Genomic DNA, 21575 nt, shown 5'->3' on the forward strand with positions numbered 1-21575 from the left:
CCATGGATGGAGATGTACCATGATAAGGCAACTGAAGTTAACCGCACTGTTTACTGCGGCGTTCATTCTTACCGGCTGTGGCGTCATGAAAACCAGCAGCCAAATGGTCGCTGAAGACTACCCCCATAAGAAAAGCTGGTCCCAATGTGCCGTTGAAGGCGGCATGACCCTTGGTGTACCTGCCGCCCTGCACAGCCTGGGAGCCGGTGGTGCCGCCGCGGTTGCTGGCGCCATGGTTGCAGGCATCCACTGCGCTATTGCTGACCAAACACCAACGGCTATCCACTTCGGCTTTGGCTCCACTCATCTGGACGTAAATGATCGGATGATACTGGACGCTGTTGCTGCCCGCCTGGGTAAGAATAAGCGCGTCGAGCTGATCGGACATACCTGCAATATCGGACCCGATCAGGTGAACCAGGTGCTTTCTGAAAATCGTGCCAGCGCCGTTAAAAATTACCTGATGACCCGAGGCATTGCCGCCAGCCGCATCGAAACCAAAGGTGTTGGTTATCGCAAGCCTGCTTTCAGCAACAAAAAGGAAAAGACCCGCATGAAAAACCGTCGGGTTGAAATGATTATCCATCGTTAATCGTTGATGGGTTTGACACAGAAAAAGGTACCAGAAATGGTACCTTTTTTTATGATTGGTTAGAGCGTCATCACTTTCAACAGATCCAAAGCACTGATCAAACCTTTCAGGTTGCCATTTTCAGTGACCATTACCCGATGAATACGGCCTTTCACCATAGCTTCAGCCACATTATACAGCGGGGTATCGCCAGAAACCTCAAACACCATCGGCGTCATGATATCGTTCACCAGCGCTGACTGATCCACCAGATCATGAAAAGAACGCTGATCTTCTGGAGACAGTCCTTTATCTGTCATAGCGTTATAGAAATCGTCATCTCGAAGGGTCATATCCACTAACCCACTGCCAGCCTCACGAACAATGTCGGAAAATGACACAACACCTACCAGCTGACCCGCATTATTGACCACCGGCGCGCCGGAAATGCCTTTATCTGTGAGAAACCGGGCCAGTCGATCCACAGACCAGTCAGAGGGCACTGTGAGTACTTTCTGGCACATAATCTGGGCGGCGGTCATGGTATTTAAAGGGTTATCATTAGTCATGCTCCTGGCTCCCTGAGTCATTTTGTTTCGCTCAGTATGACCATTGCGGACAACCACTATTTTGACTTAAGTCAACAATCCTCACGAACCCCCATCAATCACTGAGCAGTTCATTGTTGAGCTTTTAATCTGGAAAGATATTCTTTTGTTTGCCTGGAACCTACACCAATATCATTTTTAATGGAGTGCACTAATTATCTTGTGCAATCGGACCAGGATCATCCATTGCTATAGTCTGACCTAAGTGATAGAAAGCTCCACAGCATAGACAACGACTCAACAGGCAAGTTTCATGACTGCCTCTGGAACCCATAACAATGAAAACGCTGGTGCTTCTTGCCCACCCCGTGACCGATAGTTTCAACCACAGCATCTTCAACGTGGTCTGCGAACAGCTTGCACTGAAAGGCCATGAGATCAAAACACTGGACCTGTATCTGGAAGATTTCGAAGCCAGAATGAACGCCAGTGAACGTGAAAATTATATGAAGAAAGATAACACCGAAACGGTAGACAAATACGTGAAGCAGCTGCAATGGGCGGAGGCGTTAATTATGGTTTACCCAACCTGGTGGATGGGACCGCCGGCCATTTTGAAGGGGTGGTTTGATCGGGTCTGGTTACCGTCAGTAGTGGCCGAATTTGGCCCGGAAGGCGTCACACCTAAACTCACCAATCTCAAAAAGATTCAGATTATTACGACCCAGGGAGCGTCGAAATGGCGAATGACACTGATCGGAAACCCTCCACGGAAAATGATGACACTCAGTTTAAAAGCGGTCACGAAATGCAAGAATATTGACTGGCTCGCGCTCTACCGAATGGACAAAATTTCCAAACCAGAGCTGAGCCAGTTTCTCGACAAAGTTCGTGAGACAATTAAACGGTTTTAGCCGTTAAGTTTTAATCGTCAGCTTTTAGTCATCAACAATTGATAACTCAGGCACCGCTGGCGCCTGCTGATTGCGAAGCCAGAGTTTCGCTGCCGCATGCCGAGCCATATCCCGATAGATCATGGCAATCTGGGATTCTGGCTCAGAGACCACCGTTGGCGCGCCTTCATCTGCCTGTTCACGAATCATCATAGACAAAGGCAAAGAGCCGAGCAGATCCACACCGTACTGATCAGCTATACGACTTCCGCCGCCTTCGCCAAACAGGTGCTCCGTATGTCCGCAGCTGGAACAGATATGCACTGCCATGTTTTCCACAACACCCAGTACTGGCACTTCTACTTTGCGGAACATTTCGACGCCTTTTTTAGCATCAATCAGCGCCAGATCCTGAGGTGTCGTCACCACTACACTGCCGGATACCGGAATCTTCTGAGCCAGTGTTAACTGGATATCACCCGTACCTGGCGGCAAATCAATGACCAGATAATCCAGATCGTTCCAAACAGTCTGGGTTAATAGTTGGATCAAGGCACCACTCACCATTGGCCCTCGCCACACCACCGGCGTATCTTCTGTTACCAGAAACGCCATGGACATCACCTGAATACCGTGCGCCTCAATGGGAATAAAGAACTTCTCATTCTTCACTTCCGGGCGAGTACCATCAGCAATACCAAACATCTGCCCCATACTTGGGCCATAAATATCCGCATCCAGAATACCCACTCTTGCGCCTTCAGCAGAAAGCGCCAGTGCCAGATTCGCCGCCGTGGTGGATTTACCAACGCCGCCTTTACCAGAGGCCACAGCAATGATGTTTTTCACCCCCGCCATGGTTTCCAGCTCACCCTGAACCGGAGCAGCATCAACCTGCCATTTGACAGACACATCCACCGATTGCACACCCTCAACGTCTTCTATCTTGCTGGACAACATGTGAGCAACGCCCTCACACAAGCCAGTAGCCGGATAACCCAGGGTGAACGCGACCTGAACCTTGCCGTCATCCAACACAAGAGAACTCAGGCAACCGGCATCCAGCAAATTATTTTTCAGGTAGGGATCCTGATAACTGCGAATCGCCGCTTCAATATCAGCACGATCAGGGTTCATGACAACACTCCAGATAATGGAAAAATCTGTTCAACTCAATATAGGCGGACAGTGCAAATTTCAAGGCGCTACTGGTGGACTTGGGCTTATGAACAGGTAATAAATGAAAAAACCTACAAAAGCGCAAAGTAAAGCGAGTAAACAGCTGCAAGAGATCGGGACATTGCGCTTATCGTTTGGAGCAGAATACCAGGAGGCTGACCGAGAATAGCGCCCATTTGAGATTCCAATCACCTTACACTATTGAGCGGTGATGTCGCAGTGAAGATACATAAAAAAGAGCTCTTACACCTGCAATAACAAGCATCACCCAGTATGCCGCTGTCATCCCAAACCAACTGGCGGATAGCCCCGCAGCAAGATAGGTAAATAGCCACCATAAATGAGTCAATGAAAAGTGTGCAGAAAAATACTGTCCCACATCACCCTCACTAGCAACATCATTGATAATTAGACCAGACGTTGTTTGAATGCATGACACCCCAATCCCCAGAATAAAACACATCAACCCAAAGCCCCCCAACCGTGTTCCAGAACCGATATTATCTAACATAAAATAGTTAACAAATTATTAACCAGACAACCAAAAAGGTAGACACAACAAACTTATACTTATTCCAATCAAAGAGATTAATATATCCCCTGATATTTATGCCTCTCAGAAAAAATAAAATATACCGCACAACCTACTGATCAAAACATTCAGTTTAGATATCGGTAACTCCCCAACCCACTCAAAAGACCTGAGTAGTAGCGAAGAGCAGTATTACAATGAGAGAATCAAGAAAATTTTTCATAACAATGATCATCACCTGTTTGGGAATTATTTCTAAGCAAGCATTTGCTGCAGACTTTCGCAGCACTCATGAAACTAATACGTTGTCTCAAAAAACAATTAACCATTTAGAAAGTAGGGTTGGAGAGAACCAAAAAGGTGTTCAGTTCTTGATTCAGCATTCTGAAACCAATCAAAAGCTTACCAAAATCAACGCAGAAACTATTTTAAAAGTTCAGGAGGGTGCTACAAGAAACGAGCAAAAGATTGCGCAAAATAAAGACATTCTGAAAAGTTTGAAAAAAATAACCCATAATACCGATCAGCGCCTGACAGATGTACAGAAGACACTCTACAGTGAAGGTGTCATTCGGGCAAAACAAGCTGCCGCTTTGCATAAAAAACAAATTAGCGGCATGGTGAACATTTCCCAAAATAGTCAGGATATTGAGAAAAACCGACTCTCATTACAAAGCTTAGAAGCCCTGAATGAGCGTCGACTCTCAGACATGCATAACAAAGTCGAAAAAAACAATAAAATCGCACTTTCAGGAATTGCCCAGTCCATGGCGCAAGCAGCGTTACCACAAGCAAGTGGGGGAAATAACATGATTGGTATGGGCGCAGGCAATTATGGTGGCCAATCCGCCGTTGCCATCGGTATGTCCAGTAATTTTGGCGACCAGCACCAATACACGGTCAATGCAAGAGCCAGCTTCTCAAGTACTAAACACGGTGCAGCCGTTGGTATTGGTATGGCATTCTAATGTGAATGCCTGAACTATTGATCACTCAAACACTTTCAGTAGACGATCGCGGGCTGACTGACCGTTGCCCGGATCAATTCCTTGAGACGCCATCACCCTGCGCTGTGTTTTTTGAGCAGCATCTTCCATTTGACGGGTGACTTCTTGACTACGCCCGTCTTCTATTCCCTTCATGATGGACGCTTCCAGGTCTTCACCTTCAAGCACCCGGTTACAAAGAATTTCGTAGTTACGCTCAAACACTGGAAAAGCCACTCGCTGTTCTTCACTGCGCAGCATCATCCAGCCCGTTTCCCGAGCGGCCAGATAGACGGCGATGTGTGACCAGTTATGTTCACGGGTTTGCTGAGGCGAATAACAAGCTTCGTAGTATGCCTGTAGCGGTTCTTTCAAACCCACCTCATCATAACGGAGCTTACACAGCTCGCGGATATCGCTCAAATCGGGGAAAAACTTTGATGTATCCAGCGCTTTTCTGGCCGCCAGTAAAATACGACGGGGGCTGAATTCCTGAAGGGAATTTTTCCAGACCCGTTTGGCACGAATGACATCTTCGTGAGTCTGGAAGGCTCTTTTGAACTTGAGAGGGTACGCATCTTCCAACAATGTGAACATGGCATTAATGGCGTCCACATGGTCGGCACCAGAACGCCCTTGCTGACTGCCGCCAGTGAACTGCTGCTGAGCAGGTGTGGGGTCAGTCGTTGTCTTCGAACTGGAAGCCGTCGTCCCAACTGCGGTCTGTAAGCTTTTCTGCAGTTGATTGGCGAGATCTTTGCCCTGTTTCACTTTGGCTCCGTTTCCACTGGTAGATAACGTGGGATTTAAACTTGTTTTGCCAGGCTTTGCGTGCCTCGCCGGTTTCGTGCCAGTACAGTTTAAAGTCGATCAGCTGTGTGGCAATAAAATCCAGAGGAATGCCCTGATGGGCTTGCAAAAATTCCAGAATTTCCCGGGCAGGCTCAAAATCTTCTGGCAGCGGCTGCACCCGAGCCCCTTCCCTTTGCACGGGCTTAGGCTCTTCTTGCCCAAAAATAGGGTGCTCATCATGCACTTCAGATTGCTTATTCAGCATCCAGGTCGGCATGCCTGCATTCAGTTTTCTCTGATTTCTTCGATTTTCGTCAGTCATTTAATCAACAATACCTGCACTGCCGGTTGTGGTCTAGCACTCTCTTTCACCGTTTTTTTAAAAACAGTTCTCATTATACGGCAGTAGTTTGCGGGCAAACTGTGCCGCAGGCAATGCGTAAAAAACGTGAGCTTGGTATGGCGAGACCGATTTTATACCCATTCTATCAGGCATCGGCACCAGAGCTTAATGATCATTTCTTATGAGATGGATTATTCTCAGTCTAAGTAGTTGACCAAATGAAATCATATTTTCTGAGCAAGTGGCCAGCCACTCTCGGCAACAAGCTCCTGCGTTGCACTACCTCCTGCATCCATGCAGTCGTGCTGCGTTACAACTCTGGTCACATAGCTACCACCCACAGGGCGTAAAGGCTATGCTCCCGGCGTTGTGCCTTGCATAGTAACTATCCACTCACCCAGAAATATTCGATTCCATTTGCACAACTACTTAAAGATAGGCATCCGCAGAGTTTACCATGGGTTTTCCGGCTCACTCTTTGTATAATGATCCATTACTTTTCTTTTAGCCGCCAGTAACAGAATTCACGAATGAGCCAACGTAACATACTTGTCACCAGTGCCCTGCCCTACGCCAATGGCCCTTTGCACATGGGGCACCTGGTAGAATACATCCAGACCGACATTTGGGTTCGGTTCCAGAAACTGTCTGGCAATAAGTGCACCTATGTGTGCGCGGACGACGCCCACGGCACCGCCATCAGCCTGCACGCCGAAAAGCAGGGCATTACCCCGGAAGAATCCGTGGCGCGCATCAACGTGGAGCGAGTAAAAGACTTCGGCGAATTTCATGTGGAATTTGATAACTACCACTCCACCCACTCCGAAGAAAACCGCCAGCTCTCCGAATCCATCTACCTCGCACTGAAAGAAAAAGGGCATATTGCCAGCCGTAACATCGTGCAGGCTTACGACCCGGAAAAAAACATGTTCCTGGCCGATCGCTACATCAAAGGCGAATGCCCAAAGTGTGGTGCAAAAGATCAGTACGGTGATAACTGTGAAGCCTGTGGTGCCACCTATTCTCCGGCGGAATTGAAAAACGCTCGTTCAGCCATTTCCGGTGCGACACCTATCGAGAAAGAAAGTGAACACTTCTTCTTCAAACTTTCTGACTTCGATGGTTTCCTGAAAGAGTGGACCCGCTCCGGCACTATCTCTGATGAGATTGCCAACAAACTGGCCGAGTGGCTGGACACCGGTTTGCAGGATTGGGATATTTCCCGTGACGCGCCTTATTTCGGTTTTGAAATTCCTGGTGAGCCGGGCAAGTATTTCTATGTGTGGCTGGATGCGCCAATCGGCTACATGGCAGCCTTTGAAAATCTGTGCGCCCGTCGTGACGACCTGGATTTTGATGATTACTGGAAAAAAGACAGCCAGTGTGAAGTTCATCATTTTATTGGCAAGGACATTGTAAACTTCCACTGTCTGTTCTGGCCAGCCATGCTGCACGGCGCCAACTACCGCACGCCAACCCGCGTCAACGTTCACGGTTACCTGACCGTCAATGGCGAAAAGATGTCCAAATCCCGCGGCACCTTTATCACCGCCCGCACTTATCTGGAACATCTGGATCCGGAATACCTGCGTTATTACTACGCGGCAAAACTGTCCAGCCGTATTGATGACCTTGATCTGAACACCGACGATTTCATTCAGCGAGTGAACTCGGATCTGGTGGGCAAGGTGGTCAATATTGCCAGCCGTAACGCCGGTTTTATTAAGAAGCGTTTCGACAGCAAGCTGTCTGCCACGGATATTGCGCCAGCACTGACTGCAGAATTCCAGTCAGCGGCTAGCCGTATTTCTGATTGCTACGAAGGTCGTGATTTTGGCAAAGCCATGCGCGAGATCATGGCGCTGGCGGACAAAGCCAATGCCTGGATTGACGAAGTGAAGCCTTGGGTAGTCGCCAAAGAAGAAGGTAACTCTCCTGAAAAGAGGCAAGAACTGCACGACATCTGCAGCACAGGTATCAATCTGTTTCGCCTACTGATGATCTACCTGAAGCCTGTTCTGCCCGCCATGGCAGAAAAAGCAGAAGCCTTCCTGAATGTTGAACCATTAACCTGGCAGGACAGTCAGCACATTCTGACCGATCACGGAGTGAATAACTTCACACCGCTGATGACTCGGGTAGAATCCGATAAAGTGGCCGCCATGATCGAAGCCAGCAAGGAGGTTCTCGCCAAAATGAGCGAAGCACCAAAAGAAAAAGAAGCTGCCTCTTCCTCTCAGTGGCTGGAGAAAGAGCCCGTTGCCGATGAAATCACCTTTGATGATTTTGCCAAAGTGGATCTGCGCATTGCCAAAATCGTCAACGCTGAACACGTAGAAGGCGCTGGCAAACTATTGCGTCTGACGCTGGATATCGGTGAAGACAAACCACGGAATGTGTTTGCCGGTATCAAGTCCGCTTACGCACCAGAAGCGCTGGTTGGCAAACATACGGTAATGGTCGCCAATCTGGCACCCCGTAAAATGAAATTTGGTATCAGCGAAGGCATGGTTCTGGCTGCCGGACCTGGCGGTAAAGAGCTATGGATTCTTGAGCCCCACGAAGGCGCTCAACCTGGCATGCGCGTGATGTGATCTTTTTTCGCGCACTATTTTATCGCGCAACTTATCACGCAAAAAAAGCCCCGCAGTGTCGGGGCTTTTTTATTTAAACGGATTCAACTTCTTCCTGAGTCAGATAGCGCCATTCACCGGCGGCTAATTGCGCATCCAGTTCAATTTCACCGATCTGCTCACGATGCAACCCGACCACTTTATTACCCGCCGCCGCAAACATCCGTTTTACCTGATGGTACTTTCCTTCTGTGATGGTCAACAGCACTTCATTGGCAGAAATCATTTCCAGCACGGCAGGCTTTGTGGGTACTTTCTCCGCTTTTAATGCCACGCCTTTGGCAAACCATTCCACCATCTCGGTCATCTTATCTTCAAGAATAGGGTCTGCCAGCCAGACACGGTAACGTTTTCCACAGGCTTTTACCGGCGAGGTCATCCGGTGGGACCACTGACCATCATCAGTAATCAGCACCAAACCTGTTGTGTCCGCATCCAAACGACCGGCAATGTGCAGTGAGTACGCCTTAGGAATATCCAGCAAAGAGAGAACGGATGGATAAACTTCATCCACATTGGAGCAAAGGGTATCCATTGGTTTGTTCAGCATAATATAACGAATACCACGGACACTGACCGGTTCATCCAATAAGCGTACATCACAACCATCCGGCACTTTAAACGCCGGATTCTTAATCACAACGCCATCACAGGTGACTTCACTGCGATGCAGACATTTTTTGGCATCAGCGCGGGAGAGTTCGGTACTTTCGCAGAGGTATTTATCGAGACGCATGGCTTAAACCGGAGAAATCGGGGCATCATAATCCTCTGAGGAATTAATGTCACTCTCACAGACTCAAGATCATTCTGAACTTAGCCCGCTTATGGAAGTCTTTATAAATCTACCATATCAAAAACAACATGATATCTATGTATTTCCCAACATGCTGCGGAACATCTACTACTCAATACAGAAGAGTAGAACCACAAGACGAAAATGTCTCAAAAAAAAGAGCTGCACAACCTCAAACCCCAATCATTCATCGTAAAACAATCCACGCAGCCTCCAAAAATCACCTCTTGAATGATGAGATATTAACCTCAAACTATGATTGCACTATCGGTTTATTACTGAATGACGATCTCGATGAGATTATCGCAAACAACAATCGATATGCGTTCACCCTCCTGTTAAGTGCAATGAGTAATAGCGACAATATCACTTTTGAGACCGTGCTATCTAAAAGGCCGGATTTGCTAACCATAGAAGATGACAAAGGTAATCTATTATTAAATATTGCGGACAGGCCAGATTTAACAATATTTCTTCAGATAATAATTAATCAATTAATTCCTGAACTGAATAGAGAACAAATATTACGCAACGGTACTCCATTAATAAGATATCCACTCTCTACCTCTGACGAAAAAAAAAACCATTACGAAGCACTATTATCAAAATGCATTCTTGAAAACCCTAAAAATATTTATTTGATCCGGAAAATTTCTAAAATCCTTGCTATGAAAGTAAAAGCCACGAGTAATGATGAATGGCAAACATACGTCGATTATCATCAAGCTGCGCAGGAGCAACTCAACTTTCCCACCAGCAAGTTATTCGATATCACATCCAAAGAAACGTTCTCGACACAACTCCTGAAAGTTTCAAGTTCACAGGAAAATCATATTATTGATTTGCTAAGCGCGATCTACCGCATACCTTCAATACTGCTAGAGAAGAAGAATCCTTTTGATACCGACCGCATCTACCAAATTTACAGCAATTTTAACTATATAGGCAGAAATCACACCGTACATGAACAGTGGCGGAAGCCAGAAAGCATCTCCTCAACACACCAATTTCAGCTTTTAGATGAAATTGGGTATTCAAAGATACCAAGCCAATTAATGAAAAATCTGAATCCATTAAAAAAACGTTCTGCCTACTATCGTGAGCGCCCTTACACAAATGACCAGCAATACTCTCTGGCTCAGAAAAACAGTCAACTTAAAATACCCTACGTTGCAGGTACATCAGGTATTTCCAACTGCTTTTATGCCGCTTACCTCCTATTAAAAATTCCTTTTGAGTCAGAAGAAGGACAGCGTTTAGTTCATATTGTGTCTGCAGCCCAAGTCGCCACAGGAAGCCAAACATTTCAGGAAGGGTTTGCTATTACCCATGCGTACTTTAACTGCGCTGGTAAAGTTTATAAGGATTTCAAAAATGGGAAGGGCGCTTTCACTCCCTTACCCCCATCATACGCCAGTAAATGAACCCCAAGATTATACCCAGGAACTCTGCTTTTTGTCGCGCTTCAACATCGGCAAAATCAAACCTAACAGTATGCCCAATAATACGGTGCCGCCACCAAACAGATACCAACGCAGACTGTCGTCTTTCATCAACTGCTGATTTTCCGCTTCCACTAACTGAACCTGATTTTTCAGATTCTCATTTTCTTCCACTAACTGTTGATTGCGGCGGTCGATGGCCAGAGGGTCGGCTGTAATTTCCTGCAGATGTTTCATCTCACCCTGTTGTTGCTCCAAACGGTTTTCGGTTTTGCCCAACTCACTGGACACTTCCTGCAACTGGTTATCACTTTCTGCCAACCGCTGTTCAAGGTTACGGTTTTTGTCTGTCAGTGTTTTATTTTGCTCCTGAAGCACAGGCACCTGACGAAACGCCGGTGGGTTATTCATCAAATACTGAGAGGGAATATACCCTTCCGTCTCGCCATTACGGACTTTGGTGTAACCATTACCGGAATCTTCTTCCAGCAATTCCAACGCCGTTCCGGTTCGAATACCCCGGTGAATAATCCGATACTCATTGCCCGGACCAACCCGCATGGGCACATAGGTAATATCCGTCACGTATCGCGTTTCTGCAGCCGCCTGCCCAAACCATAATACACTGTAGAAAACGGAGAGAGTAGAGAGAATAGCCAGCCATCGCTTTTGCATTGTCAAAGGAACCACTACTACTTGTTGAATCAGGTTGTTGACTCAGATAATTGTTGAATCAGATAGAATAAATCGGAATCAGGGTAACACTTTCTTGAAAGGTTTCACCGTCACCTGACGATAAACACCGGCATCAATATAAGGGTCAATATCCGCCCAGGCCTGAGCCGCTTCGAGACTGTCAAACTCCGCCACAATAAGGCTGCCCGTAAAGCCGGCTTCGCCCGGATCGTTACTGTCAACCGCCGGACAAGGACCCGCCAGAATCAAACGACCTTCGTCTTTCAATTGCTGCAGTCTATCCAGATGCGCTGCTCTTACCGTCATGCGCAGTGGCAAACTGTTCTCCACATCTTCACTGATGATGGCGTAAAGCATTTACTTCTCCTCAGGCTGAATATGCTTGGAAATAAGCAGGAATTGGCCAATAACGAACAGGAACGTCAGAATCAGACTACCGAACACTTTGAAATCCACCCAGATATTGTGGAAGGTGAACGCCACAAACAGGTTTGCTGCACCCAGCAGAAGAAAGAATACCACCCAGCTGATGTTCATTTTCAACCAGATATCTTTTGGCAGCGTTAAGGCATGGCCCATCATCCGTTCCAGCAGGGTTTTCTCACCAATAAACTGACTGCCCAGAAACGCCACCGCAAAAATCCAGTTAACAATGGGCGCTTTCCATTTCAGAAAGGCTTCATCATGAAAGAACAGCGTCATACTGCCAAACAATACCACCGCCACCAGCGTGACAATATGGGCCTTTTCCAGCGTCCGGTTTTTCAGGAACAGACTGCCGTAGATAATGACTGACGTCACCATCAGCACCAGTGTTGCGCTGAATGGGCCGCCCAGTTCAAACGCATTTGCCCCCACTTCCACTGTCCGAGGGTCCATTTTGTACACGACAAAAAACAGTATCAGGGGAATAAAATCGATTAGTTGCTTCATATTTTATCTATCAGGTTACAATGGCAGTGATGCAATCTTTGCAAACGTACATAATAAACTAATTGAATGACAGGGTATGACACAAATTTGATTTCTATTGATTTGCACAGCCACACCACAGCCTCCGATGGGACACTTGATCCAATTGAGCTCTGCAATCGAGCACTGGAGCGTAACGTGAATGTACTGGCCATTACCGACCACGACACCGTGGCAGCGCACCACTTTCTGCAAAAACACTGGCAGAATGATGACCTTCAGCTGATCTCCGGTATTGAGCTGTCCACCACATGGTCTGGCGCTGAAATCCATATTGTCGGTTTGAACTTCCCTCTGGATCATCCGGATCTGCCCATGGTGGTTAATGCCCAGGGCGAATCCCGCCGGCAGCGTTCCCACCATATTGCCGAACGTCTTGCCCGCCGTTTGCCGGACTGGGAAGCTGACGCCATTTTTGAACAAGTACTGGACATCGCCATTGCCAAACAGCGGTGCAGTGAACACGGTTTTGAATTAACACCGGGCGACATTCAAATTGGCCGGCCACACTTTGCCCGCTGGCTGATCAATCAAGATTATGTGAACAATATGGACAGCGCGTTCCGTAAATATCTGGACAACAGCAAGATAGGCAATCTCAAAGCCTTCTGGCCAAGAATGAGCCAGGCTGTGGCATGGATTCGAGTCCTGGGCGGTACGGCTGTTCTGGCGCACCCGGGCAAGTATCGTATGACTGCCACCAAGCTCCGTGCATTGATCAAAGACTTTAAACTGGCCGGCGGCCACGCCATGGAAGTGCAGGGTTCCAATCACCCACAAAGTCAGATTGACCAGATCGCCCGATACTGTCAGGACTTTGAATTACTCGCCTCCCAGGGCAGTGATTTCCACACGCCAGACTACCCCTGGGTAGATATTGGCAGACTCCCGCCAAAACTGCCCAACGGGTTAGAGCCTGTCTGGTCGCAATGGCTAGGAGGCTGACCGGGAATAGCGCCCGTAGCGAGAGCAAACTGATTTGAATCAGTTTTTGAGGTGTTTTGAGGCGAATAGTGGTTCTATTTAACGAAAAACACCTCAAAAAATGACCAAATTCAGATTGCTCGCAGTAGGGCAGTCTGTTCTCGGCCAGCCTCCTCAACCACGCCTTTTATTCCCGCCAGCTTCGGTGCTATGATGCGCCAGCTTCTGCGCCTTCATGATATAAACGATCATTGATTGAAGGCTCTTTTTATCATCACCCTGCATACGTCTGAGCGGTGGCCGACAAACCACTCTTCAAGCTTGAGCAGAGTGAACCCATGCAGTGCTGTCGATTACCATGAGCCAGTTCTTCCAGATTCATCCGGAAAACCCACAGGCCCGACTGATTCGTCAGGCGGTAGACATTGTTCGCAATGGTGGTGTCATTGTTTACCCGACAGACTCCGGTTATGCCCTTGGCTGCCTGATTGGCGATAAAAAAGCCGTTGACCGTATACGCGCCATTCGTCGTTTGGATGAAAAGCACAACTTCACTCTGGTCTGCCGGGATTTATCGGAATTGGCAAATTTTGCCCAAGTGAATAATACCCAATACCGAATGATCAAAAACCATACCCCCGGGCCCTATACCTTTATCCTTAAAGGTTCGAGAGAAGTCCCCCGTCGGTTAATGCACCCCAAACGAAAGACCATCGGCATCCGAGTTCCTGATTGCATCATCGCCCAGCATCTGCTGGAAGAACTGAACGAACCCATGCTCAGCTCCACCCTGCAATTACCTGGCGATGAGTTTCCAATGATGGATCCTTATGAGATTCGTGATGTTCTGGAAACGCAGCTGGACCTTATTATTGATGGCGGTTATTGCGGAACAGAGCCGACAACCGTGGTCAGTTTGATGGAAGACGCCCCAGAAATACTCAGAACCGGTAAAGGTGACCCGACTACCTTTCTCTAATGAGCCACTGAAAATTATCTGTCATTACAAAAGCACCTTCGGATATTAACCTTGGCAGAAATCCACACACCCGCGCAAGGTACTGTATTGTCCCTGACCTGAAGAAACCGATTAAAGAATCATAAGCCCCACTCTAATACTTCCCCACCTAAACCATCGAATAATCAGCACCAGATAAACAGCTATTACCAATGAGTTTGGCGACTACATGGAACCTTATACTTTTCCCGCTGTCTGAAGAACCAAGGTTCCTATTTAAATGTCATTATAAGGAGATTTTTTATATGGATAGCTTAAATAATGCATCACCCCCCTGGGATTACGCAGTCAGCCCTGACCCTGACCCTGCCCCGCTCTCCCGTAGCCCGCAATCAAGTGCCAGAAACCAAATCGATTCTGGCGAACTAAGCTTCAGCAGCACAGCTGAGAGAACTTCCATTCGAATCAGAAATACAGGCAATATAACCGCGAATGGTTTCGAAGTCTCTGATGGCAAAAAAATACGGACATTCAACTCAATAGACGCCCTGTTAAACGATCCAGATCTATGGAGTAAATTCAAAAAATCTGGGCACTATACAGTCGAGACAGCTTGTAACAACGTATCTGAGGACACACTCAAAGAATCTCTAAAAAAAGACATAAAACCCTTTATCAACTTTTTTAATCACGTAAGAAGAATAACGATTCGACCAGCTAACAGCCGGCTCCAATCACCACGTTCAATGTTTTTACCAAGTACCGGACAAGCCTTCTCACTTCAAGACGATGACGATTTGTCACTTGTACGGAGCGATGAAGAACTTGCTCGTGCTCTACAGGAGCAATTCAATCGCGAGGCTGAAAACCCCGGCAGCTCATTGGGCAGCCAATATCCAAACACTACAACACGCCAACTTAACCGTTCAACTAGTGAAATTTTGGCTACCGTCCTGACTCCTGAAGAACTTGAAGAAGCCCGAGAAGCACAGAGACAACATAATCAGCAACAGAATCTTAATGCTGACCACATTTCTAGCTCAAATACTGCAGCCCAAAGGCTTGTCGATTCTAGAGATGGAATTAGGCACCCTGCAAAGGTAACCGTGCAAACACGCTTAGAAACGTTCAATGGCCATGAAGCCGTGTTTGATCGTTTAGGAATACCAGTTCTTCAATTGGCAATTAACGGGCTCTTCTGGGACAGTGAACCCGATAGGGTCAAGTGTTTCTGCTGCAACAATGGTCTTCAGAACTGGAATCAAGGCGAAGACCCTGCTGTTGAAATGGCCAAATGGTACGGAGCTATTAATGTAGTTCAAGGAAACCAGACAACCTCTTGCCGCTTTGTCAGAGCAATGATCAATGACGATGAAACAGTCTCTCAACTATTTATGGAAAATAACGGCAATGGTATACACAGCCGAGAGATGCGTTCTATGAACAACAGCAGGGAGCTCAGACGATCAAATAACCCTTTTTCATTCAGTAGAGAAAACCTATCTGGACATGGCCGGATGCCTGCGACCTTGTATGAATTAGAGCACGGAGAAACACGGGAAGAAGCCAACGCTCGAATATTGGGTCGTCATGCACCCGGCTTTGCTAATGAACTCCCATCGACATCAGGTGCATCAAGAAGAAATAATAATGATGTGGAAATGATTGATCCGCGGCCAGGAAACGCCTCTACAGAAGACCCACTCCTCAACATTGAACAGCACCCACCGAGGGAGCAATGGGAAAGACTGCGTAAAGTTGAGCAAAGCACTAAATGTAAAAATCTGAATTGCAGAAATCCAGCTGAAGTTACTTTAAGCTGCGGACACATATCGGCCTGCATGCCTTGTGCCGAGGCACTACAGCAAAAAGCGCTAGAAGACAGGAAATGTTTTGTCTGTGGCGAAAAAAGCACACTTTTTCTGCGAACCTATCGTGTTTAATCAACCGTACGTAATAAAAAATACTTGAATAATTGCACACACAAAAGATGACCAGCCTTCAAGGGGCTTTTACCACAGCAAAAACTGTCGTAACCTCTGCAGTTCAGGATGAATTCGGGAGAACCCCTTGAGCGCTGTAGATCCTCAGTCGCGCGTATTATCAGGCATGCGGCCAACCGGTCGGTTACACCTTGGACATTATCACGGTGTATTAAAAAACTGGCTGGCATTACAACACGAATATGACTGCTTCTTTTTTGTTGCCGACTGGCACGCACTGACCACCCATTACGAAGACCCACACCACCTGCAGCAACATATGGTGGATATGGTGATTGACTGGCTGGCAGTTGGCGTGAACCCGGGTTCTTCTACAATTTTCATTCAATCCCGCGTACCAGAACATGCCGAGTTGCACCTGCTGCTTTCCATGATGACGCCGCTTTCCTGGCTGGAACGGGTGCCTACCTATAAAGATCAACAGGAAAAGCTACGGGAAAAGGATTTATCCACCTACGGTTTTCTGGGTTATCCATTACTGCAAAGTGCGGACATCCTTGCCTATCGTGCTGGCAATGTACCCGTTGGCGCAGATCAAGAGTCTCATGTAGAAATGACCCGGGAAGTGGCCCGCCGCTTCAACCATCTCTATGGCCGTGAACCCGGCTTTGAAGAACAGGCAGAAATGGCCATTAAAAAGATGGGGAGAAAGCAGGGCGATCTATACCGCAAACTGCGCAAAACCTACCTGGAAACAGGCGATGATGACGCCCTTGATACGGCAAAGGCCCTGTTGCGGGAGCAAAACAACATTACTCTCGGAGATCAGGAGCGGCTGTTCGGTTATCTGGAAGGTACCGGAAAAGTCATTCTGCCAGAGCCTTTAGCCCTGATGACGCCTCAGGCAAAAATGCCCGGACTGGACGGGCAAAAGATGTCCAAATCTTACAACAACACCATTGCACTTCGGGAAAGCCCGGACGATGTGGATGCGAAAATCCGCAGAATGCCCACAGACCCGGCGCGTATTCGTCGCAATGACCCCGGCAATCCACTGAAATGTCCGGTGTGGCATTTTCACACGATCTATTCTGATGAACAGCGTCAGAACTGGGTTCAGGAAGGTTGCACCAGCGCGTCCATTGGCTGTCTGGATTGCAAAAAGACAGTAGTAGAAGCCATACAGGCAGAGCTTGAACCGATTCGCATCGAAGCCCTTGAGCTGGAAAACAATCAGGATGTAGTGAAAAGCATTATCACGGAAGGTTGTGAAAAAGCCCGTGATGAAGCTCAGGACACGTTAAAAGAAGTGCGGGATGCCATGGGGCTGAACTACCGTTAAACGCCTTTCTCTTTTCTGCAGCATTGAGGCGTATTCCGTTAGCCGTTATCCGTAAAAGCAGACGCTGATCGGCTCTTATGGATAACGGGATACGGAAAACGCCATCCTCACGGAAACCCCTCTCTGGACAGAAATCCAGCCAACAGGCATGATGGAACTGAACACCAAATAAACCATCCAAGTTGTCACACCCGAAAAAGGTAAACCGCCCATGACCACGACGGAAGCCGTGGCCGATCAGCAGGATCATGCAGCAACTCCGCCAGACGTATCGGACGTTGCCATTGAAAAGGTAGAGCGCTCACCGGCCAAAGTGCTGGGGCAGCCCTTTACCAAACTGCCCGATGATCTCTACATTCCACCGGATGCTCTGGAAGTATTCCTTGAGGCGTTTGAAGGCCCCTTGGACCTGCTGCTTTATCTGATCAAGCGCAACAATATGGATATTCTTGATATCCAGGTAGCGCAGATCACCAAACAATATATGGATTACGTCGAGCTGATGGAAAGCAGCCAGTTTGAACTGGCAGCGGAATACTTGGTAATGGCGGCAACTCTGGCGGAAATCAAATCCCGCATGCTGCTGCCCCGTTCTGCGGAAGCGGAAGAAGAAGAGGACGATCCACGGGCTGAATTGGTTAGACGCCTGCAGGAATACGAACGCTTTAAAACCGCTGCTGAAAACATCGATGAACTGCCACGCCTTGGGCGTGATAACCATCTGACCCGAGTTCAACCGCCAGAACTGGAACGAACACAGACCCACCCCGATGTGGATCTGCAGGAGATCCTGGTGGCGCTCAGTGAAGTCATGCGCCGGGCAGACATGTTTGAACACCACCATGTTACCGAAGAAGCGCTGTCCGTTCGTGAACGAATGAGCGAAGTGCTGGCCATGCTGACTTCGGAACGCTTCACTCCTTTTGTGGCGCTTTACCGGGTCAGCGAAGGCCGGCTCGGGGTTGTGGTAACGTTTATGGCCATTATGGAACTGATCAAAGAATCCTTGATCGAATTGGTACAAAGCGAACCTTTTGGTCCTATCCACGTTAAGGCACGGATCGAATAACCGGATACTGACTATGAGCGAAAAACCTGAACTCTCCCTGATTCTGGAAGCGGCCATCATCGCCAGTGGCAAACCATTGAACATTGATCAGTTGGCTGCACTGTTTCCAGAAGAAGAACGCCCCGATGGTAATGCAATCCGCGAAGCACTGGTGAAAGTATCCGAAGCCTGTGAAGGCAGAGCTTTTGAACTGAAGCAAGTTGCCTCCGGTTTTCGATTTCAGGTGCGCCAGTCCATGACCCAATGGATTGGTGGTTTATGGGAAGAAAAACCGCAACGATATACCCGGGCACTTCTGGAAACACTGGCATTAATTGCCTATCGCCAGCCCATTACCCGGGGTGAAATTGAAGACATCCGTGGCGTTAGCGTCAGCAGTAACATCATTCGCACTCTGCAGGAACGGGAGTGGGTGCGAGTGGTTGGTCATCGGGATGTGCCCGGACGACCGGCTATGTTTGCCACCACCCGTCACTTTCTGGATTACTTCAATCTGACCAATCTGAATGAGCTACCGCCTCTTTCAGAAATTCGTGATCTGGAAGAAATTGCCAAGTCTCTCAATTTTGATATTCCTGAAGAGATAGCCGAAGCCATTGCTGCAGGTAACCTGGAACAACCAGAAGAAGAGATCAAAGAAGAAGACGTCAAAGAAGAGCCTGCACGTTCTGCACAAGATTTGTTTGATGAGCTGGACGCAATGGAAGCGGATCTACCCACAGGCTTTGATGACCTGATTAAAAAGCAGAAGGTCACTGTCGTTGACGTCAGCAACGAGTCAGGTGTGATATCAGAAACACTGGATGAAAGTGAAATAACACCAGATGCTGTCAATATAGAGGTATCAAAACCCACCACTCTTACCGATGATGAGAGCCCCGCCACACCCACAGAAGAACCCGATGAAACGGTTCACTGATCATCAACATTTCTATTTTTCAATGGTTAGCGATGCTATGTTGAGCGTCATGTTTTCTTGACGCTCGATGTATCAAGCTGCATTTAACTCGCAGGTAAAAGCATGATTGATCAGTGTGTCCGGAAAACTATAACCACTTCAGCTGCCGCTTAATATGATGCGTGCCAGGCGACGATTGTGAACAGTTTCTAACCCGGATATTTCATAAACATGCTCCCATTCACACTTATCCTCTGCCGCACTAAGGGAGCTTTACTCAGTCGACCGCACTCCCCGGTATTTATGCCCTGTGGGTACGGCGCTCCATCGCAAAATCCCTTAGTACGGCAAATGCCTGTGCGAGATTCGGGGCAGTTTATGAAATATCCGGGCTAAGCAGGCTCCTGTTTAACTGGGGTCTGTTGTTCTTCCTGCTCAGTACAAGCAGCACCTGCACAGGCAATAACAATCAGAAGCACCGCCAGAATCTGCTCCATTGCCAGCGTTTCATGCAAAATCATCCAGCCACTCATCATGCCCACCACTGGCTCGAAACTGAGCAGTGTGGCAAATGTTTTCACAGGTAACTGACGAAGAGCCACCATTTCCAGGGTGAATGGAATCACGCCAGAAATAATGGCAATCAGTAACGCGATACCAACGACACCCGGCGTCAGGTTGGCACTGAAAAACTCTTCAGCCCCAAAGGGTATGGAGATCAAAGCTGCAATCACCATACCCAATGCAGGCGTTTGCATGCCATAATGCTTACCTGCCGATTTGCCAGAGACGATATACACACCCCAACAAATCGCCGCTCCGAATGCCCACAGCAACCCTACGGCATCAAGATCGTCGACAGGTGACGTTAATGGTGTAACCAGCAATAACCCTGTCATCGCTATCCCGACCCACATCAGATCTTTTATTTGCCGGGAATACAGAACTGTCACCGTTAACGGCCCAAGAAACTCAATCGCAACAGCAATGCCCTGTGGGATACGAGCCATTGCGTAATAAAAAAGAATAATCATGCCTGCCAGTGAAGCACCATAACAAAAAAGGTAACGCCCACTGGCCCAGTCAAGCCGAACTCTCCAGATCCGCAGCAGCCACGACATGATCAGCGCGGCGCCCAATATTCTTGCGGTCGCAATGCCTTGCACCCCAAGCACATCGAACACATTTTTAGACAGGCTCAGCCCCAATTGAATCGATATCATCGACAGAACAAGGCAAAAAATCGAAATCAGCTTGTAAAATGGAGGCTGCATAATTGCTTCACAACACTATTTGTGTGACCTTACTTTAAGTACCCAACCATATGAAATCATATTTTCTGGTTCAGTGGTCAGCCACTCTGCGGCGTTACATCTGCGATCACATAGCTACGGCTATGCTCACTCCAATGTGCCTTGCATAGTAACTAACCACTAAGCCAGAAATATTCGATTTCATATGATCGGGTACTTAGTAACAATCTGGATATGATCAAACGTTTTCTAGGTCGTAGTAAAAACTGAAACAACGATCATTGAACACAATCAAATCAGAGTTGAAACACATGATTCATATCAGCCTTTCAAACGCCAATTACCTATATATTGAAATTGATGGAAAAATTTACCCTGGGGAGATGGAGTCAGCAGTCAATCAATTTCTACGACTCGCCTCAGACCTCACTTCTGGCCAGTTACTTTACAAAATAGAGCACTTTTCCCTTCCCTCCCTGAGCGCTGTTGCTATCAAGCTTCGTCACTTACCCGAACTCTTCAAATGCATTCAAAAATTTGATCGCGCGGCCGTCGTCACTGACAAAAAATGGCTGCAAACTGTTGCGGAATTGGAAGGTAAATTAATGCCCGGACTGGAAATCAAAGGCTTTGATCTGGACAATTTTTCAGCGGCAGAAGCCTGGCTAGCTGCGTCTTAACCGTTAGCCATTAAGTACCTAACCATATGAAATCGAATATTTCTGGCTTAGTGGTTAGTTACTATGCAAGGCGCAGCGGAGTGAGCATAGCCGTAGCTATGTGATCGAAGCTGCAACGCAGTAGA

General features: G+C 47.6%; 22 protein-coding genes. 12 read left to right on the top strand and 10 right to left on the bottom strand.

Translation table 11 applies throughout. The annotated features are described in order from the left end of the window. Positions 1–19: 19 nt before the first annotated feature. Positions 20–592, top strand: a complete 573-nt coding sequence (locus tag Q1B11_RS03740; protein WP_299727720.1) for an OmpA family protein — start codon at positions 20–22, stop codon at positions 590–592. 59 nt (positions 593–651) lie between these two features. On the opposite strand, the gene Q1B11_RS03745 is transcribed toward Q1B11_RS03740, so the two are convergent. Continuing rightward, positions 652–1140, bottom strand: coding sequence for a CBS domain-containing protein (locus Q1B11_RS03745; protein ID WP_299727723.1), 489 nt, complete (start codon positions 1138–1140; stop codon positions 652–654). A gap of 317 nt (positions 1141–1457) precedes the next feature. On the opposite strand from Q1B11_RS03745, the gene Q1B11_RS03750 reads away from it, so the two are divergent. Further along, positions 1458–2033, top strand: coding sequence for an NAD(P)H-dependent oxidoreductase (locus Q1B11_RS03750; RefSeq protein ID WP_299727726.1), 576 nt, complete (start codon positions 1458–1460; stop codon positions 2031–2033). 24 nt (positions 2034–2057) lie between these two features. Here the strand turns inward: Q1B11_RS03750 and apbC are convergent, their stop codons facing one another. Together apbC and Q1B11_RS03760 are read right to left on the bottom strand one after the other, a co-directional pair. Then, the gene (gene apbC, locus Q1B11_RS03755) at positions 2058–3149 is read right to left on the bottom strand and encodes an iron-sulfur cluster carrier protein ApbC (protein WP_299727768.1); all 1092 of its coding nucleotides are present in this window, start codon (positions 3147–3149) and stop codon (positions 2058–2060) included. A 235-nt stretch (positions 3150–3384) separates the two neighbouring features. Next, on the bottom strand, positions 3385–3702 hold the full coding sequence (locus tag Q1B11_RS03760; protein ID WP_299727771.1) for a hypothetical protein: 318 nt from the start codon (positions 3700–3702) through the stop codon (positions 3385–3387). 218 nt (positions 3703–3920) lie between these two features. Between Q1B11_RS03760 and Q1B11_RS03765 the strand changes: the two genes are divergently transcribed. Then, positions 3921–4691, top strand: a complete 771-nt coding sequence (locus tag Q1B11_RS03765; RefSeq protein ID WP_299727774.1) for a YadA-like family protein — start codon at positions 3921–3923, stop codon at positions 4689–4691. Between the two features lie 21 nt (positions 4692–4712). Here the strand turns inward: Q1B11_RS03765 and Q1B11_RS03770 are convergent, their stop codons facing one another. Together Q1B11_RS03770 and Q1B11_RS03775 are read right to left on the bottom strand one after the other, a co-directional pair. After that, positions 4713–5480, bottom strand: a complete 768-nt coding sequence (locus tag Q1B11_RS03770; protein ID WP_299727777.1) for a replication protein P — start codon at positions 5478–5480, stop codon at positions 4713–4715. Continuing rightward, complete coding sequence (locus Q1B11_RS03775; RefSeq protein ID WP_299727780.1) at positions 5389–5823, bottom strand: DnaT-like ssDNA-binding domain-containing protein; 435 nt, start codon at positions 5821–5823, stop codon at positions 5389–5391. The genes Q1B11_RS03770 and Q1B11_RS03775 overlap by 92 nt, the downstream gene beginning before the upstream one ends. A gap of 551 nt (positions 5824–6374) precedes the next feature. On the opposite strand from Q1B11_RS03775, the gene metG reads away from it, so the two are divergent. Further along, a complete protein-coding gene (gene metG, locus Q1B11_RS03780; RefSeq protein ID WP_299727783.1) occupies positions 6375–8438 on the top strand; it encodes a methionine--tRNA ligase in 2064 nt (687 codons plus the stop codon). Positions 8439–8511: 73 nt separating this feature from the next. Here the strand turns inward: metG and rsuA are convergent, their stop codons facing one another. Beyond that, positions 8512–9213: a 16S rRNA pseudouridine(516) synthase RsuA gene (rsuA, locus tag Q1B11_RS03785; RefSeq protein WP_299727786.1), complete on the bottom strand. Its 702-nt coding sequence runs from the start codon at positions 9211–9213 to the stop codon at positions 8512–8514. Between the two features lie 137 nt (positions 9214–9350). Here rsuA and Q1B11_RS03790 point away from each other — a divergent pair, with 137 nt between their 5' ends. Continuing rightward, complete coding sequence (locus tag Q1B11_RS03790; RefSeq protein ID WP_299727789.1) at positions 9351–10697, top strand: hypothetical protein; 1347 nt, start codon at positions 9351–9353, stop codon at positions 10695–10697. A gap of 9 nt (positions 10698–10706) precedes the next feature. Here the strand turns inward: Q1B11_RS03790 and Q1B11_RS03795 are convergent, their stop codons facing one another. The 3 genes from Q1B11_RS03795 to Q1B11_RS03805 all read right to left on the bottom strand — a co-directional run bounded on the left by Q1B11_RS03795 (position 10707) and on the right by Q1B11_RS03805 (position 12344). Next, entirely contained in the window at positions 10707–11390 is a 684-nt protein-coding gene (locus tag Q1B11_RS03795) for a TIGR04211 family SH3 domain-containing protein (protein WP_299727792.1), read from the bottom strand. A gap of 78 nt (positions 11391–11468) precedes the next feature. Further along, on the bottom strand, positions 11469–11768 hold the full coding sequence (locus tag Q1B11_RS03800) for a YciI family protein (RefSeq protein WP_299727795.1): 300 nt from the start codon (positions 11766–11768) through the stop codon (positions 11469–11471). Beyond that, positions 11769–12344 carry a septation protein A gene (locus Q1B11_RS03805; RefSeq protein ID WP_299727798.1) on the bottom strand — a complete coding sequence of 192 codons (576 nt, stop codon included), beginning with the start codon at positions 12342–12344 and terminating at the stop codon, positions 11769–11771. It lies immediately after the preceding gene. An 87-nt stretch (positions 12345–12431) separates the two neighbouring features. Here Q1B11_RS03805 and Q1B11_RS03810 point away from each other — a divergent pair, with 87 nt between their 5' ends. The 6 genes from Q1B11_RS03810 (at position 12432) to scpB (ending at position 19538) form a co-directional block, all read left to right on the top strand. Further along, complete coding sequence (locus Q1B11_RS03810) at positions 12432–13328, top strand: PHP domain-containing protein (RefSeq protein ID WP_299727801.1); 897 nt, start codon at positions 12432–12434, stop codon at positions 13326–13328. Between the two features lie 337 nt (positions 13329–13665). After that, on the top strand, positions 13666–14286 hold the full coding sequence (locus Q1B11_RS03815) for an L-threonylcarbamoyladenylate synthase (protein WP_299727805.1): 621 nt from the start codon (positions 13666–13668) through the stop codon (positions 14284–14286). Positions 14287–14570: 284 nt separating this feature from the next. Next, a complete protein-coding gene (locus Q1B11_RS03820; RefSeq protein ID WP_299727808.1) occupies positions 14571–16208 on the top strand; it encodes a hypothetical protein in 1638 nt (545 codons plus the stop codon). 127 nt (positions 16209–16335) lie between these two features. Next, positions 16336–17550: a tryptophan--tRNA ligase gene (locus Q1B11_RS03825; protein ID WP_299727811.1), complete on the top strand. Its 1215-nt coding sequence runs from the start codon at positions 16336–16338 to the stop codon at positions 17548–17550. 211 nt (positions 17551–17761) lie between these two features. Then, entirely contained in the window at positions 17762–18619 is an 858-nt protein-coding gene (locus Q1B11_RS03830) for a ScpA family protein (RefSeq protein ID WP_299727814.1), read from the top strand. 13 nt (positions 18620–18632) lie between these two features. After that, positions 18633–19538: an SMC-Scp complex subunit ScpB gene (scpB, locus tag Q1B11_RS03835; protein ID WP_299727817.1), complete on the top strand. Its 906-nt coding sequence runs from the start codon at positions 18633–18635 to the stop codon at positions 19536–19538. A gap of 371 nt (positions 19539–19909) precedes the next feature. Here the strand turns inward: scpB and Q1B11_RS03840 are convergent, their stop codons facing one another. Continuing rightward, positions 19910–20740, bottom strand: coding sequence for an EamA family transporter (locus Q1B11_RS03840; RefSeq protein WP_299727820.1), 831 nt, complete (start codon positions 20738–20740; stop codon positions 19910–19912). A 341-nt stretch (positions 20741–21081) separates the two neighbouring features. Here Q1B11_RS03840 and Q1B11_RS03845 point away from each other — a divergent pair, with 341 nt between their 5' ends. Beyond that, entirely contained in the window at positions 21082–21450 is a 369-nt protein-coding gene (locus Q1B11_RS03845) for an STAS/SEC14 domain-containing protein (protein ID WP_299727823.1), read from the top strand. Positions 21451–21575: the final 125 nt, after the last annotated feature.

Origin of the sequence: uncultured Endozoicomonas sp., from assembly GCF_947495845.1 — a bacterium.
GTDB lineage: Bacteria > Pseudomonadota > Gammaproteobacteria > Pseudomonadales > Endozoicomonadaceae > Endozoicomonas.

Coding starts and splice junctions, on each gene's coding strand:
- apbC (WP_299727768.1), bottom strand. CDS start 3,149: ATGAACCCTGATCGTGCTGATATTGAAGCGGCGATTCGCAGTTATCAG.
- Q1B11_RS03830 (WP_299727814.1), top strand. CDS start 17,762: ATGACCACGACGGAAGCCGTGGCCGATCAGCAGGATCATGCAGCAACT.
- Q1B11_RS03800 (WP_299727795.1), bottom strand. CDS start 11,768: ATGCTTTACGCCATCATCAGTGAAGATGTGGAGAACAGTTTGCCACTG.
- scpB (WP_299727817.1), top strand. CDS start 18,633: ATGAGCGAAAAACCTGAACTCTCCCTGATTCTGGAAGCGGCCATCATC.
- rsuA (WP_299727786.1), bottom strand. CDS start 9,213: ATGCGTCTCGATAAATACCTCTGCGAAAGTACCGAACTCTCCCGCGCT.
- Q1B11_RS03745 (WP_299727723.1), bottom strand. CDS start 1,140: ATGACTAATGATAACCCTTTAAATACCATGACCGCCGCCCAGATTATG.
- Q1B11_RS03760 (WP_299727771.1), bottom strand. CDS start 3,702: ATGTTAGATAATATCGGTTCTGGAACACGGTTGGGGGGCTTTGGGTTG.
- Q1B11_RS03815 (WP_299727805.1), top strand. CDS start 13,666: ATGAGCCAGTTCTTCCAGATTCATCCGGAAAACCCACAGGCCCGACTG.
- Q1B11_RS03845 (WP_299727823.1), top strand. CDS start 21,082: ATGATTCATATCAGCCTTTCAAACGCCAATTACCTATATATTGAAATT.
- Q1B11_RS03775 (WP_299727780.1), bottom strand. CDS start 5,823: ATGACTGACGAAAATCGAAGAAATCAGAGAAAACTGAATGCAGGCATG.
- Q1B11_RS03740 (WP_299727720.1), top strand. CDS start 20: ATGATAAGGCAACTGAAGTTAACCGCACTGTTTACTGCGGCGTTCATT.
- metG (WP_299727783.1), top strand. CDS start 6,375: ATGAGCCAACGTAACATACTTGTCACCAGTGCCCTGCCCTACGCCAAT.
- Q1B11_RS03790 (WP_299727789.1), top strand. CDS start 9,351: ATGTATTTCCCAACATGCTGCGGAACATCTACTACTCAATACAGAAGA.
- Q1B11_RS03750 (WP_299727726.1), top strand. CDS start 1,458: ATGAAAACGCTGGTGCTTCTTGCCCACCCCGTGACCGATAGTTTCAAC.
- Q1B11_RS03765 (WP_299727774.1), top strand. CDS start 3,921: ATGAGAGAATCAAGAAAATTTTTCATAACAATGATCATCACCTGTTTG.
- Q1B11_RS03795 (WP_299727792.1), bottom strand. CDS start 11,390: ATGCAAAAGCGATGGCTGGCTATTCTCTCTACTCTCTCCGTTTTCTAC.
- Q1B11_RS03840 (WP_299727820.1), bottom strand. CDS start 20,740: ATGATATCGATTCAATTGGGGCTGAGCCTGTCTAAAAATGTGTTCGAT.
- Q1B11_RS03805 (WP_299727798.1), bottom strand. CDS start 12,344: ATGAAGCAACTAATCGATTTTATTCCCCTGATACTGTTTTTTGTCGTG.
- Q1B11_RS03820 (WP_299727808.1), top strand. CDS start 14,571: ATGGATAGCTTAAATAATGCATCACCCCCCTGGGATTACGCAGTCAGC.